Source organism: Streptomyces fuscichromogenes (assembly GCF_014645815.1).
Taxonomy (GTDB): Bacteria; Actinomycetota; Actinomycetes; order Streptomycetales; family Streptomycetaceae; genus Streptomyces; species Streptomyces fuscichromogenes.
Window position 1 is genome coordinate 51,748 of record NZ_BMML01000004.1, and the last position, 14,028, is coordinate 65,775.

Genomic DNA, 14,028 nt, shown 5'->3' on the forward strand with positions numbered 1-14,028 from the left:
GCGTCTCCCGGCGCCCGCCTATACCTGTCGGCATGAGCCCTGACCTCGTCACCAAGGTGGCCGACGTCCTCGACGAAGCCGCCCGCACCGGCACCCCCTGCGCCCCCGTGCGTGCCCTGCTCCCCGAAGGGGACATCGAGACCGCCTACGCGGTGCAGCGGCTGCACGTGGAGCGGGGCGTGGCGGCCGGCCGCCGCCCGGTCGGCCGCAAGATCGGCCTGACCTCGCCCGCCGTGCAGCGCCAGCTCGGGGTCGGACAGCCCGACTTCGGCGCCCTCTTCGCGGACATGGCGGTCGCCGAGGGCGAGCCGGTCGCGGCCGGGCGGCTGCTCCAGCCCAAGGTCGAGGCCGAGGTCGCCCTGGTACTGGCCGCCGACCTGCCGTACCGCGACCCGACCGTCGCCGACCTGCTGCGGGCCACCGCCTTCGCGCTGCCCGCGCTGGAGATCGTGGACAGCCGGATCGCCGGCTGGGACATCACGATCGTCGACACCGTCGCCGACAACGCCTCCAGCGGCCTGTTCGTCCTCGGCGGCACACCGGTCCCGCTGGACCGGGTCGACCTGCGGGGCGTCCGGATGACCCTGGACAAGAACGGCGAGACCGTCTCCCGGGGCTCCGGCGCCGACTGCCTGGGCAGCCCGCTCACCGCCGCCCGCTGGCTCGCCGCCACCCTCGCCGGGCTCGGCGACCCGCTGCGGGCCGGCGACATCGTCCTCACCGGCGCGCTCGGCCCGATGGCGGTCGCCGCCGCGGGCGACGAGTTCACCGCACACATCGAAGGCCTCGGCACGGTCGGGGTCGCGTTCGCCACGGAAGGGGCCGGCGCATGACCACGAAGGTCGCCGTCATCGGGTCCGGGAACATCGGCACCGACCTGATGATCAAGATTCTGCGGCTCTCCGAGTCCCTGGAGATCGCCGCGATGGCCGGCATCGACCCGGACTCGGACGGCCTGGCCCGTGCCCGCCGCCTCAAGGTGGCCACCACCCACGAGGGTGTGGACGGCCTGGTCGCCCTGGACGCCTTCGAGGACGTCTCGCTCGTCTTCGACGCCACCTCCGCCGGCGCCCACCGCCGCCACGACGAGGTGCTGCGCGCCCTCGGCCGTACGGTCGTCGACCTCACCCCGGCCGCGCTCGGCCCGTACGTCGTCCCGCCCGTCAACGGCGACGCCCACCTGGACGCCCCGAACGTCAACATGGTCACCTGCGGCGGCCAGGCCACCATCCCCGTCGTCGCCGCGGTGAACGCGGTGACACCCGTCCACTACGGCGAGATCGTCGCCTCGATCTCCTCCCGCTCCGCCGGTCCCGGCACCCGGGCCAACATCGACGAGTTCACCGAGACCACCTCCGCCGCCATCGAGAAGGTCGGCGGCGCGGTCCGCGGCAAGGCGATCATCGTGCTCAACCCGGCCGAACCGCCCCTGATCATGCGGGACACCGTGCACTGCCTGGTCGGCGACTGCGACGACGCGGCGGTCACGGAGTCGGTGGAGCGGATGGTCGCGCGCGTGCAGACCTACGTCCCCGGCTACCGCCTCAAGCAGAAGGTGCAGTTCGAACGGGTGGCCGCCGACGACCCGCTGCGCACCCTGGCCCCCGGCGACGCCGTGAAGGTCTCCGTCTTCCTCGAAGTGGAGGGCGCCGCCCACTACCTGCCCGCCTACGCCGGCAACCTCGACATCATGACCTCGGCCGCCCTGCGCACCGCCGAGCGGATGGCCGCCCACCGCACCACCCCGGAGGTGGCGTCCCGATGACCGGTCCCCGTCTGTACGTCCAGGACGTCACCCTGCGGGACGGCATGCACGCCGTCCGCCACCGCTACACCGTCGACCAGGCCCGTACCGTCGCCGCCGCCCTCGATGCGGCCGGGGTGCGCGCGATCGAAGTGGCCCACGGCGACGGCCTGTCCGGCTCCAGCGTCACCTACGGAGTGGGCGCGCACACCGACTGGGAGTGGATCGCGGCGGTCGTGGACGCCGTGCGCCGGGCGATCCCGACCACCCTCCTGCTCCCGGGCATCGGTACGGTCCACGACCTGAGGCAGGCTCACTCCCTGGGCATCCGCTCGGTCCGGATCGCCACCCACTGCACCGAGGCCGACATCTCCGCCCAGCACATCGCCGCCGCCCGTGAACTGGGCATGGACGTCGCCGGGTTCCTGATGATGTCCCACCTCGCCGAACCCGCCGAACTCGCCCGCCAGGCCAAGCTGATGGAGTCCTACGGTGCGCACTGCGTCTACGTCACCGACTCCGGAGGCCGTCTGACGATGGACGGCGTGCGCGACCGTGTCCGGGCGTACCGGGACGTCCTGGACCCGGCCACCGCGCTCGGCATCCACGCCCACCACAACCTCGGCCTGGGCGTGGCCAACTCGGTCGTCGCTGTCGAGAACGGCGTCACCCGGGTCGACGCCTCGCTGGCCGGGCAGGGCGCCGGAGCCGGCAACTGCCCGCTGGAGGCGTTCGTCGCGGTCGCCGACCTGATGGGCTGGGAGCACGGCTGCGACCTGTTCCCGCTGATGGACACGGCCGACGACGTCGTACGACCGCTGCAGGACCGCGAGGTGCGGGTGGACCGCGAGACCCTCACCCTCGGCTACGCCGGCGTGTACTCCAGCTTCCTGCGGCACGCCGAGGCCGCCGCCCGCCGGCACGGCCTGGACACCCGGGCGATCCTGGTCGAGGTGGGGCGCCGCAAGCTGGTCGGCGGCCAGGAGGACATGATCACGGACATCGCCCTGGATCTCGCCGGGAGCCGCTGAGGCCTCGTTGCCGGTGGCGGCTGCCAGACTGGGCGGCGTGGACGCAGAACGTCGCCGAGGACCAGATCTCGCAGACGGACCTGGACGAGCTCTTCCGGAGGCGACGAGCTCCGGCGGGGACGAGGAAGCGGGCGGCCCGGTGACCCGGCCCGCCCGCCCGCTCGTCGCCGCTGCTGTTACGACAGCTTGATCAGCGAGTAGTCGTCGCAGTAACCGGCCGCCGAACCGGAGTTCTTGTAGCAGTAGACACCGGCGGAGGTGGTGGAGACGCCCGTGGTGAAGAAGATGGGCTGCTGGGCGTAGGACGTGGTCGAGTTCCGCAGGTACGTCTCCGTACCGCCGAAGCTCTTCACGCCCACCGCGACCTCCTCACCGGCGGTGGCCACCTTGGCCCAGCCGGTCAGCAGATAGGTGCTGCCGGCGGTGAGACCGCTCACCGTCTGGATGGCGCCGCTGGCACTGACCCCGGTCTGGAGCGCGTAGCTGCCGGAGCGCGCGTTGGAGGCGACCACGCTGGACGCCGTGCCGGTCGACTGGGCCCAGGGGGTCAGGGCGCCGGTCTCGTAGCCCGGGTTGGTGACGGCGTTGGTGGCGGAGGACAGCGGCTCCACTGAGAGGTCGTCGCAGTAACCGGCCCCGCTGCCACCGGCGTTCTTCCAGCAGTAGACCGTCGCCGTGGTGCTCGACGAACCGGTGGTGAAGAGTACCGCCGCCTGGCTGTAGGCCGTGGTGGCGATGTTGGTGTAGGTCTCCGTGCCGCCGAAGTTCTTCACGCCGATCGCGAGGGTCTCGCCCGCGGTGGCGACCTTGGCCCAGCCGGTCAGCAGATAGGTGGTGCTCGGGCTGAGGCCGGTCAGGGCCTGGTTGGCGCCGCTGCCGGCGGCGGTGGTGGTGAGCGCGTCGCTGCCGGTGTGGGCATTGGCCGCGGTCACCGAGGAGGCGTTGCCGCTGGCCTGGGTCCAGGGGCTCAACGCGCCTGACTCGAAGCCCGCGTTGGAGAGCAGGTTGCCGCCGGTGCCGTTGTAGGCGCCGATGTTCGGGGCGGCCGTGGCGGAGACGGCGTTGCCGAAGGCGTCCTGGCCGCCGTTGGAGCTGATCACCGTGCCGGCCCGGATCACCGGGGAGGACGCGTGCACCTGGTAGGCGTTCTTGCCGGTGTACGAGGACGAGGTGTTGGCGTTGCCCGGGTTGCGGAACTCGGGGTCGGCGGTCACCTTCGCCGCGTCGGCGGGCTCGCGGGACGGGTGGTTGCCGTAGAAGAGGTTGTTGGAGTAGGTCGAGGTGCCGGTGGTGGTGAAGTAGTTGCCGGAGCCGTAGTTGAAGACGGCGTTGTTCTGGAAGGACAGGGCGCCGCTGATGGACGTGCCGGAGCGGGAGTACAGGATCGGGGTGCTCAGGCCGTCCCGGACGGAGAAGGTGTTGTTGTAGAACAGCGGGACGGCGGACGAGCTGCCGCTCTGGTTCGGGACGCCGCCCACGAAGTGCAGGACGCCGGCGCCGTGGGTCTGGGTGCCGGAGGTGGGGCAGCCGGAGTTGCTGCCGTCGTTCTCGCTGATGTTGTAGCGGACCACCGTGCCGTCGCTGGGCACCGTCGAGGTGGGCTCGTTGGCGATGGTGAAGGGCGGCATCACCAGCAGGAAGCCGCCGAGGTTCTGGTGGCTGTAGTTGTACTGGAACGTGGTGTTGTGGTTGCCCCAGTCCACGTCGAAGCCGGTGCCGTCGGCGCCGTTGACGTGGCAGTAGACCTCGTTGTTCTGGACGACGGTGTTGCTGCTGCCGGACATCCAGATGCCGGCGGAGGCGCCGTTGCAGTACTGGCCGGACGGCGGGCAGGTGGACTTGGCGCCGCCGTAGCCCGCCTTGTTGCCGTCGATCAGGGCGCCGTCGTTCTTCACGACGAGGATGTCGTCGGCGCCGTCGTAGGTCATCGTGTTGTTGCGGATGACGGTGTTCGTGGTCAGGCCGGTGCCCTGGCCGTCCCCGTCGGGGGTGACGGCGACGGCGATCCGGTCGACGTGGTCGAAGGTGTTGTTCTCGACGACGACGTCGTCCCAGGTGGAGACGGGGGTGGTGTGGTCGGTCTGGACGCCGACGCCCGCGTTGGTGGAGTACCAGCCGCCGCCGTAGCCCGCGATGTTGTGGATGTACATGTCGTGCACGCGGATGTGGTGCAGGACCCCGCCGGAGCTGTTCTCGGCGAGGACGCCGGAGCGGTAGGCGGGCGAGGAGGCGTTGTCGACCAGCTCAAGGCCGCCGATGTCCCAGTACTGCTGGTTGAGCAGCTTGATGACCGCGCCGGTGGCGCCGGCCGCGTCGATGACCGGCTTGGCGCCGGAGCCGTAGGAACTGATCGAGATGTTGCTGCCGGAGGCTCCCGAGCCGCCCGGGGTGAGCTGGCCGGTGCAGGTGGTGCCGGCCTTGAACAGGATGCTGTCGCCTGCGGCGAAGGTGGTGCTGTTGACGCCGCCGACCGCGTTCCAGGGGCTGGCCTGGGTGCCGGTGCCGTTGCTGGAGGCCGAGCAGTCGACGTAGTAGGTGGTGCCGGCCGCGTGCGCGGCGGTGGCCGGGACGAGCAGCGCGCCCGCGAGGGTGGCCAGAAGAGTCAGCACGCGGGCTGTTCGACTGGCCGGACTCACGGATGATCTGCGACGCTTCATTGCGACGCTCCTTGGTGAGAGTGAGTGTCCTCCGAAAAACCGGGCGGGTCCGTTGCCGCGGGCCCGTCCGGGGTCTTGTGGGGTAGCAGAAGAGGTACAGCGCGGACCGTTCGCGGCCGCGGGTGCGTGGGGGCTGGTCGCGCAGTTCCCCGCGCCCCTTTCGGGGCGCGACCAGTGGACGCACCTTCTTGGGGGCGCGGGGAGCTGCGCGAGCAACCCCCACCGGCCCGCAGCCGAGTCGCTGGCGTCGCTACCAGGACGCCAGCGAGCCGTCCGTGTTCCGCCACACCGGGTTGCGCCAGCGGTGCCCCTTCTCCGCCGCTTTCCTGATCACCGTCTCGTCGATCTCGATGCCGAGGCCGGGCCCGGTGAGCCGGTCGATGTAGCCGTCCTTCACCTCGAACGGCGAGGAATCGGCCAGATAGCCGAGCAGGCCGCTGCTGTCGCCGTAGCCGATGCCCAGGGACTGTTCCTGGATGAGGAAGTTCGGGATGGCGAAGTCGAGTTGGAGGCTCGCGGCGAGGGCGATGGGGCCGAGGGGGCAGTGCGGGGCGACGAGGACGTCGTACGCCTCGGCCATCGCCGCGATGCGACGCGTCTCCGAGATGCCGCCCGCGTGGCTGATGTCGGGCTGGGCCACCGCGATCCCGTCGCCGAGGACGTCACGGAAGTCCCAGCGGGAGAAGAGGCGTTCGCCCGTGGCGATGGGGATGGACGTGGCGCGCACCACCTCGCCGAGGTCGCGGGTGAACTCCGGCAGCACCGGCTCCTCCACGAACATCGGGAGCAGCGGTTCCAGGAAGGGCAGCACCCGCCGCGACATCGCCCCGCTGAAGCGGCCGTGGAAGTCCAGCGCCAGGTCCCGGTCGGGGCCGATCGCCTCGCGGACCGCCGTCACCCGGTCCACGATCGCGGCGATCGCGGCCGGCGTCGCCAGCGGCTCCAGCTGGGCGCACGGGTTCATCTTCACGGCCGTCAGACCCTTGGCCACCTGGCCGGCCGCCGACTCGGCGAGTTCCTCGGGCGTCTCGCCGTACAGCCAGCCGTAGATGCGGACGCGGTCGCGGACATGGCCGCCGAGGAGCTGGTGCACGGGGACGCCGTGGGTCTTGCCGGCGATGTCCCACAGGGCCTGGTCGATGCCGGCGAGGGCGCTGCTGAGCACCGGGCCGCCCCGGTAGAAGCCGCCCTTGGCGAGCATCTGCCAGTGCTCCTCGATACGGGCCGGGTCCTGGCCGAGGAGGTGGTCGAACATCTCCTCCACGGCCTTCGCCGTCGTGTGCGCCTTGCCCTCGACGACGGGCTCTCCCCAGCCGGAAACGCCCTCGTCGGTGTCGACGCGCAGGAACAGCCAGCGCGGCTCGACGAAGAACAGCTCGTATCCGGTGATTTTCATGGTGCGGGACCTCCGGGTCCGCGGGCACGACGGCCCGGGGCGGTGACGTACGAGGAAGGGGAGTCGCGGGCTACTCGTCGGCGCTGATGCTGCGGCCGCCGTCCACCACCAGGTTCTGGCCGGTGACGAAGGCCGCGTCCGCGGAGCCGAGGAAGGCGACGGCGGCGGCGATGTCCTCGGGTTCGCCGATACGGCCGACCGGGGTGCGGGCGGCGGTCCGGGCGCGGTACTCGGCCGGGGCGTCCACCCACAGGCCGGTGTCGACGGCCCCGGGGACGACCGCGTTGACGCGGATCCGGCCGCCGTACTCCACCGCCAGCTGCCGTACCAGCGCGGTGACCCCGCCCTTGGCGGCCGCGTAGGCGGGGAAGCCGCTGAAGCCGAGGACGGCGTGCACCGACGAGGTGACGACGATCGCGCCGCGGGCGGCGGAGAGCAGGGGTACGGCGGCGCGGCAGCCGTAGAAGACGGAGTCGAGGGCGAGGCGGAGGTGGCCGTGCCAGGCGGCGTCGTCGAGTTCGTGGACGGCGCCGGGCAGGTTGCGGCCGGCGTTGAGGTGCAGGAGGTCCAGGCGGCCGGTCCACTGCTCGGCGGCCCGGACCGCGTGCGGCCAGGCTTCGGGGTCGGTCACGTCCAGGGCGCGGTGGCGGGCGTCGCCGCCCTTGGCGCGGACCTCCTCGGCGACCCGGGCGGCGCCCTCCTCGTCCACGTCGGTGACCAGGACGGACGCGCCCTCTGCGGCCAGCCGGTGGGCGGTGGCGGCGCCGATGCCGGAGGCGGCGGCGGTGAGCAGGGCGGTGTGCCCGGCGTAGCGGGTGGCGATGGTGCGGCTCATGGGGTTCCTCTCGGTGCGACCGGCGGCTCGGTCATCCCGTTAGGTTCGTCAGTCTGGTCTTCCGCCCGGCTCGGCCGGGGGAGCGGTGGAGCCGCGGCGGACCAGCCGCGGCTCGGTGGGGACGATCACGTCCCCGGGGGACTTGCCCTCGATCTCGGCGACCAGAGCGTCGACGGCGGCGGTGCCCAGGTCGTACAGGGGCATCGCGACGGTGGTGAGGGAGGGGGTGAGGTAACCGGCGACCGGGAGATCGTCGTTGCCGACCAGCGAGACGTCCTGCGGGACCCGCAGGCCGAGTTCGCCGATCGCGTGCAGTGCGCCGATCGCCTGGGCCAGCGAGCTGGTGTACAGCGCGGTGACCGGCGGGCGGTGCTCGGTGGGTGCGAGCAGTTCGCGGGCGGCCGCGGCGCCGCCCTCCTCGGTGAAGTCCCCGGCGGCGACCGGCGCGGCGAGCAGTCCCAGCTCGGCGGCGCGGTCGAGGAACGCCTGTTTGCGGTCCTCGCTGGGCGCGATGCCGGCGGGGCCCGCGACATGGCCCACCACGCGGTGGCCGAGCTCGTGCAGGTGGTCGAGCGCGGTGACGCTGGAACGGGCCACGTCCATGGTGACGTTGCGCCCCGAGCCCTCGACCGCGCGGTTGAGGAACACATGCGGGACGGGGCTGCGGCGCAGTGTCTCCAGAAGCGGATGGCCGGGGCGGGCGGAGGCGATCAGCAGCCCGTCCACGCGGCCTTCCTTGACCAGGTCGTTGAAGGTCTCGTCGGCTTCCTGCCCGTCGAAGTCCTCGGCGAGCAGCGAGAGATAGCCCAGCTCACGGGCGCGCTGGTAGGCGCCGCGGGAGATGGTCACGTACGTCGGGTTGCCGAGGGACGGGACCAGCAGGGCCAGGGCGTGGGTGCTCGCGCCGGCCAGGGCTCGGGCGCCGGAGTGCGGGCGGTAGCCGAGGGCCTCGGCCACCTCGTGGATGCGCGCTCTGGTCTCGGGGCGGACGGACAGGTCCTGGCGTCCGTTGAGCACCTTGGACACGGTCGCCTTGGAGACACCGGCTTCCCTGGCGACATCCACCAGCCTGGCCCGTACTGGCTGATCGGGCACTGCGATTCCTCCAAGCGGTCGGTTGTGTTTGAGCTCTTGACACCTTCTGGCGCCGCAACCTAGCGTTCGCCGAAGTCTTGGTCAACCGGTTTCCTCAAGTGGATATCAGTGATATATCCATGCAGACCAGGCCGAAACGGCAGGGCTGAAACTCGCCATCGGCGACCGGTTCGAAACCCCGACCGGCCCGACCCCCGGACCGTCCGAAACCCCGACCGGTCCCCCCGTCCGACGCCCCCGTCCCCTGCTCCCCCCGCTTCCCCCCACTGTGTTCGCAATACCAAACTCGGTTCGAAATGCCGACCGAGCTCAGTCGCTCCGCAAACAATGAGATGTCGGCCCGTGCCGACGAATGGGTGAGGTGTGCAATGAAGCGCTCCGGGAGACTGCTCGCAGTCGCCACCACGGTCGCCGCCCTGGCGACCACGCTCGCCGCCTGTGGCGGTGGCTCCGGCTCGTCCTCCTCGGACGGCAAGGTCCACATCAAGGTCGAGGCGTGGAAGGGCGGCGGCGCGGAGCCCGCGAACGTCGCGGAGATCAACAAGGCCTTCGAGAAGGCCCACCCCGACATCAAGGTCGACTTCGAGTACATCACCGCGAACGACACCTACACCCAGAAGCTCCAGCCCGAGCTGCTGGGCGGCAAGGCCGGCGACGTGATCATGGTCGACACGGACAAGATGAACAAGTGGGGCGCCTCCGGCTACCTCGCCGACCTCTCCAAGGAGTCCTGGGCGAGCAAGATCTCCGACTCCGCCAAGCCGTTCGCGACCAGCGACGGCAAGGTGCTGGCGATGCCGATGGAGCTGATCGGCATCGGCCTGTACGCCAACATGGACCTGCTGAAGAAGGCCGGCATCACCGAAGTGCCGTCGGACTGGCCGACGTTCCTCGCCGACCTCGCCAAGGTCAAGAAGGTCGGCATCACCCCGATCGCACTGCCCGACAAGTCCGGCTGGACCGGCAGCTCCACCTTCCAGGCGATCGGCTCCACGCTCGTCTACCAGAAGAACAAGGAGTGGGACGCCGACTTCCTGGCCGGCAAGGCCTCCTTCGGCACCGACTGGAAGAGCTCGCTGGAGCAGCTGAAGACCCTTGCGGACAAGGGGTACGTCAGCTGGAAGAACGAGCTCGGCGTCGACGAGTGGTCGCAGGGCCCGCAGGACTTCAGCGCCGGCAAGAGCGCCTTCTGGTACCAGGGCGCCTGGCAGGTCTCCAACATCGCCAAGGCCGGCTTCCCGGTCCAGTTCACCCCCTGGCCGGCCGGCGCGGCCGGCACCAAGCCCAACGCGATGCTCTTCTCCGGCACCATGTGGGGCGTCAACTCCCAGTCGCAGCACGCCGACGCGGCCAAGGAGTACGTGGACTTCTGGTCGCAGAGCGAGAACCTCGCCAAGTACCTGGACGCCGAGCACGCCGAGTCCCCCTTCACCGGCGGTACGACCCCGGACGCCACGCAGACCAAGACCTTCAACGCCGCCTTCAACGAGGGCCGTTACCGGGTCCTGCCGTCCAACTCCTGGTACGGCGCGACCGCCGAGACCGCCGTCGGCTCCAAGATCCAGGCCTATCTGCTGGGCCAGGCCTCCGAGGCGCAGACCCTGAAGGACATCCAGACGGCGGCCTCCGCCAAGTAGACCGGCCGACCAGTCCCGTCCCGGGACCGCCGCGGTGCGGGTGCGGCCCGCTTCCCCGCCCTTCGGGGCAGGCCCGCCCACACCGCGGTCCCCGGCCAAGGAGGATCGATCCCCGTGTTCCACCGTCGGCGCGCCACCATGGCCGCCTTCCTGCTCCCGGCGATCGCCGTGTACAGCGTCTTCATGCTGTATCCGCTGGTCCGGGGCTTGTACCTGAGCTTCACCGACAGCCTCGGCGGCCCGGTCGCGCACTTCGTCGGGCTCCAGCAGTACCGGGCCATGGCGGACGACCCGGCCGTCTCGGCGGCCCTGTGGCACACCGTGCTCTACGCCGTGGTGGTCGTCGTCGTGCAGAACGGCCTCGGGCTGCTGTTCGCGTCGATGCTGTTCCGCCGGCCCCGGGTCCGCCAGGCGCTCAACGTCGTCCTGCTGACGCCGACCCTGATCTCCCCGGTGATGGCCGCGTTCATCTGGTCGTACCTGCTCGCACCCGGCGGCGGGCTGAACGGCCTGCTCGACGCGGTCGGCCTCGGCAGCCTCCGGCACGTCTGGCTGGGGGACCCGCACACCGCGCTGTACGCGGTGGCCGCCGTCAACGTCTGGATGTTCACCGGCTACTCGTGCGCCATCTTCCTCGCCAGCTACATGAGCATGCCGACCGAACTGCTGGAGGCGGCCGCGCTGGACGGCGCCCGCGGCTGGCGGCGGTTCCGCAGCATCGAGTGGCCGCTGCTCGCCCCGGCCCTCACCGTCAACGTCACCCTCAGCCTGATCGGCTCGCTGAAGGTCTTCGAGTTCCCGCTCGTCCTGACCAACGGCGGCCCGGCCGGCGCCACCGACACCCTGACCCTGCTGGTGTACCGGAACATCTTCGGCGGCGGGAAGTTCGCCCTCGGTATCGCGCTGTCGGTACTGCTCCTGGTGACCGTGGTCGTCCTGTCCAGCGCCACCAACTCCCTGCTCAGGCTGCGCGAACGGCGCATCTGACGGCGCCCGTCACGTCGTACGCCCCTGACGGCGGCCCCGTGACGCCGTACGCACCTGATCGAACCGGACGGATCGCCACCATGACCTCTGAGACCTCCCGACTCCCGGTGACCGCACAGGTCACCAGTCCCCGGAAGCCGCGCCGCGCGGGCCGCCTGGGAAGCGGCCTCGGCACCGCCCTGCTGTGGGTGGGCACCGCGCTGTTCGTGCTGCCGTTCCTCTTCACGGTCGTCACCTCGCTGCGCACCGCGGCCGATGTCGCCCGCGCTCCGCTGGGTGTCCCGCACTCCTTCACCCTGAAGAACTTCAGCGACGCCTTCCACCAGATCCACTACGGGCCGAGCACCCTCAACACCCTGCTCATCACCGGGCTCTCGTGCGTGTGCATCACCGTGCTGGGCTCGCTGGCCGGCTATCCACTGGCCCGGATCACCGCGGGCTGGTCGACGGCGGTGTACCGGCTGTTCATCCTCGGCACCTCCATCCCCGTCTTCGTGGTGGTGGCGCCGCTGTACCTGCTGATGCGCGACATGAACCTGCTCGACACCTACGCGGGCGTCGTCTTCATCTACACCGCGATCAACCTGCCGCTGGCCGTGTTCTTCTACACCAGCTTCATCCGCTCGATCCCGGTCGACCTGGAGGAGGCCGCCGCGCTCGACGGCTGCGGTGCCTTCCGCACCTTCTTCGTGGTGGTGCTGCCGCTGCTGCGGCCGGTCACCAGCACCCTGCTGACCTTCGTCGCCCTCCAGGTCTGGAACGACCTGCTGGTGCCGCTGGTGTTCCTCCAGGACCCGGGCAAGCGCACCGTCATGGTGAACGCCTACTCCTTCATCGACCCGCACACCGTGCAGCCGACCACCCTGTTCCCGGCCGCCCTGCTCGGGGTGCTGCCGCTGCTGGTCATCTTCGTCTTCTTCCAGCGCCAGGTCGTGGCCGGCATGTCCGCGGGAGCGGTCAAGTGACCCTGCGTCCCGCCCTCACCCCCCAGCTGGCCGACACCGGTGTGATGGCCATCCTCCGCTCGGCCGACGCCACCGGGCTGCCCGCCGTGGCCCGCGCGCTGGCCACCGGCGGGGTCACCTGCCTGGAGGTCACCCTGACCACCGCGGGCGCCCTGGACGCGCTCGCCCGGATCCGGGAGGAGCTGGGCGCCACGGCCGCGGTCGGCGCCGGTACCGTCCTGACCCGGGCCGACCTGCGGGACGCGGTCGCCGCGGGCGCGCAGTTCCTGGTCGCCCCCAACGTCGAACCCGACGTCGTCCGCGCCGCCGCCGACCTGGGAGTCCCCTTCTACCCCGGGGCCTGGACGCCCACCGAGGTGGCCGCCGCCTGGCGGGCCGGCGCCGCCGCCGTCAAGCTCTTCCCCGCCTCCACCGGCGGCCCCGCGCACCTGCGGCAACTCCGCGCGCCGCTCCCGGAGATCCCGCTCGTCGCGGTCGGCGGCGTGGACCTCGACCAGGCCGCGGAGTACCTGGCCGCCGGGGCCCGTGCCGTGGGCGTCGGCAGCCCGCTGCTGCGCGGCGCGGACCGCACCCCCGGTGACCCGGCCGCCCTCGACGCGCTCACCGGGAGAGCACGCGCCCTGCTGGAGACGGTCAGGCCCGCGCTGCGGGCCGGGAAGGGCGACCTGTGAACGGTGCCTCGGACAACGCTGCGGCAGGACCGGCCGGTTCCCCGGACCCGGACCGGCCGTACCTCGTCACCGTGGGCGAGACCCTCGCCGTCCTCTCCGCCGCCGAGCCCGGCCCCCTGGCCGTGGGCTCCGCGCTGCGCCTCGGGGTCGCCGGGGCCGAGTCCAACGTCGCCGTCGGGGTGAGCCGGCTCGGCGGGCGGGCCACCTGGATCGGCCGGGTCAGCGAGGACCAGCTCGGCGAACTCGTGCTGCGCGAACTGCGTGCCGAGGGCGTCACCGTGCTGGCCGTCCGCGACCCCGCGCCCACCTCGCTGCTCCTCAAGGAGCGGCGCACCGGCACCCACCACCGCATGCGCTACTACCGCACCGCCACGGCCGGGGTCCGGCTGGCGCCCCAGGACATCCCGGAAGACGTCGTCGCCGGCGCCGCGGTGCTGCACCTCACCGGGATCACCCCGGCCCTCGGCGACGCTCCCGCGAGCGCGGTCCGCCAGGCGGTGCGGATCGCCCGGGACGCCGGTGTCCTGGTCTCCTTCGACATCAACTTCCGCTCCCTGCTGTGGAGCGAGGAGGACGCCCGGCGGGCCGTACTGCCGCTGCTGCGCGACGTCGACCTGGTGTTCGCGGGGCCGCACGAGGCCCGGCTCGCGGTGCCCGACCTGCACGAGCCGGCCGAACTCGCCAAGGGGCTGTGCGAGTTGGGCCCGCGGGGAGCCGTGGTGAAGCTGGGCGCGGAGGGGGCGTACGCGCTGCTGGACGGGGTGTCCTACCGGCAGCCCGCGCTGCCGGTGCGCGTGCACGACTCCGTGGGCGCCGGGGACGCCTTCGTCGCCGGGTACCTCGCCGAACTGCTGGCCGGTGAGCCACCGGAGCGCCGGCTGCACACCGCCGCCCGGCTCGGCGCGTTCGCGGTCACCACCAGCGGAGACTGGGAGGGCCTGCCCAGGCGCACCGAACTCGCCCTGCTCGACCACCATGACGACGTACTGCGCTGACCGACCCGAGGAATC

12 protein-coding genes are annotated in these 14,028 nt (G+C 71.7%); 8 read left to right on the forward strand and 4 right to left on the reverse strand.

The window, feature by feature from the left end; genetic code table 11:
* Positions 1-32 precede the first annotated feature (32 nt).
* Genes IEZ11_RS09870 through dmpG form a run of 3 tightly spaced genes read left to right on the forward strand, consistent with a single transcriptional unit; the run spans position 33 to position 2,775 of the window.
* Positions 33-833: a 2-keto-4-pentenoate hydratase gene (locus IEZ11_RS09870; RefSeq protein ID WP_189262289.1), complete on the forward strand. Its 801-nt coding sequence runs from the start codon at positions 33-35 to the stop codon at positions 831-833.
* A complete protein-coding gene (locus IEZ11_RS09875; RefSeq protein WP_189262290.1) occupies positions 830-1,765 on the forward strand; it encodes an acetaldehyde dehydrogenase (acetylating) in 936 nt (311 codons plus the stop codon). Before IEZ11_RS09870 ends, IEZ11_RS09875 begins: the two co-directional genes overlap by 4 nt.
* Positions 1,762-2,775: a 4-hydroxy-2-oxovalerate aldolase gene (gene dmpG / locus IEZ11_RS09880; protein WP_189262291.1), complete on the forward strand. Its 1,014-nt coding sequence runs from the start codon at positions 1,762-1,764 to the stop codon at positions 2,773-2,775. Before IEZ11_RS09875 ends, dmpG begins: the two co-directional genes overlap by 4 nt.
* Positions 2,776-2,951: 176 nt before the next feature.
* On the opposite strand, the gene IEZ11_RS09885 is transcribed toward dmpG, so the two are convergent.
* The 4 genes from IEZ11_RS09885 to IEZ11_RS09900 all read right to left on the reverse strand — a co-directional run bounded on the left by IEZ11_RS09885 (position 2,952) and on the right by IEZ11_RS09900 (position 8,758).
* Positions 2,952-5,384, reverse strand: coding sequence for a carbohydrate binding domain-containing protein (locus IEZ11_RS09885; RefSeq protein ID WP_229712926.1), 2,433 nt, complete (start codon positions 5,382-5,384; stop codon positions 2,952-2,954).
* 298 nt (positions 5,385-5,682) lie between these two features.
* Positions 5,683-6,828 carry a galactonate dehydratase gene (gene dgoD, locus IEZ11_RS09890; RefSeq protein ID WP_189262293.1) on the reverse strand — a complete coding sequence of 382 codons (1,146 nt, stop codon included), beginning with the start codon at positions 6,826-6,828 and terminating at the stop codon, positions 5,683-5,685.
* 70 nt (positions 6,829-6,898) lie between these two features.
* On the reverse strand, positions 6,899-7,663 hold the full coding sequence (locus IEZ11_RS09895) for an SDR family NAD(P)-dependent oxidoreductase (RefSeq protein ID WP_189262294.1): 765 nt from the start codon (positions 7,661-7,663) through the stop codon (positions 6,899-6,901).
* 48 nt (positions 7,664-7,711) lie between these two features.
* Entirely contained in the window at positions 7,712-8,758 is a 1,047-nt protein-coding gene (locus IEZ11_RS09900) for a LacI family DNA-binding transcriptional regulator (RefSeq protein ID WP_229712927.1), read from the reverse strand.
* A gap of 368 nt (positions 8,759-9,126) precedes the next feature.
* On the opposite strand from IEZ11_RS09900, the gene IEZ11_RS09905 reads away from it, so the two are divergent.
* The 5 genes from IEZ11_RS09905 (at position 9,127) to IEZ11_RS09925 (ending at position 14,013) form a co-directional block, all read left to right on the forward strand.
* Positions 9,127-10,395, forward strand: coding sequence for an ABC transporter substrate-binding protein (locus IEZ11_RS09905; protein WP_189262295.1), 1,269 nt, complete (start codon positions 9,127-9,129; stop codon positions 10,393-10,395).
* Positions 10,396-10,509: 114 nt separating this feature from the next.
* The gene (locus tag IEZ11_RS09910) at positions 10,510-11,382 is read left to right on the forward strand and encodes a carbohydrate ABC transporter permease (RefSeq protein ID WP_189262296.1); all 873 of its coding nucleotides are present in this window, start codon (positions 10,510-10,512) and stop codon (positions 11,380-11,382) included.
* An 80-nt stretch (positions 11,383-11,462) separates the two neighbouring features.
* On the forward strand, positions 11,463-12,347 hold the full coding sequence (locus IEZ11_RS09915; RefSeq protein ID WP_189262297.1) for a carbohydrate ABC transporter permease: 885 nt from the start codon (positions 11,463-11,465) through the stop codon (positions 12,345-12,347).
* Positions 12,344-13,018 carry a bifunctional 4-hydroxy-2-oxoglutarate aldolase/2-dehydro-3-deoxy-phosphogluconate aldolase gene (locus tag IEZ11_RS09920; RefSeq protein WP_229712928.1) on the forward strand — a complete coding sequence of 225 codons (675 nt, stop codon included), beginning with the start codon at positions 12,344-12,346 and terminating at the stop codon, positions 13,016-13,018. The genes IEZ11_RS09915 and IEZ11_RS09920 overlap by 4 nt, the downstream gene beginning before the upstream one ends.
* On the forward strand, positions 13,015-14,013 hold the full coding sequence (locus IEZ11_RS09925) for a sugar kinase (RefSeq protein WP_189262298.1): 999 nt from the start codon (positions 13,015-13,017) through the stop codon (positions 14,011-14,013). Before IEZ11_RS09920 ends, IEZ11_RS09925 begins: the two co-directional genes overlap by 4 nt.
* Positions 14,014-14,028 lie beyond the last annotated feature (15 nt).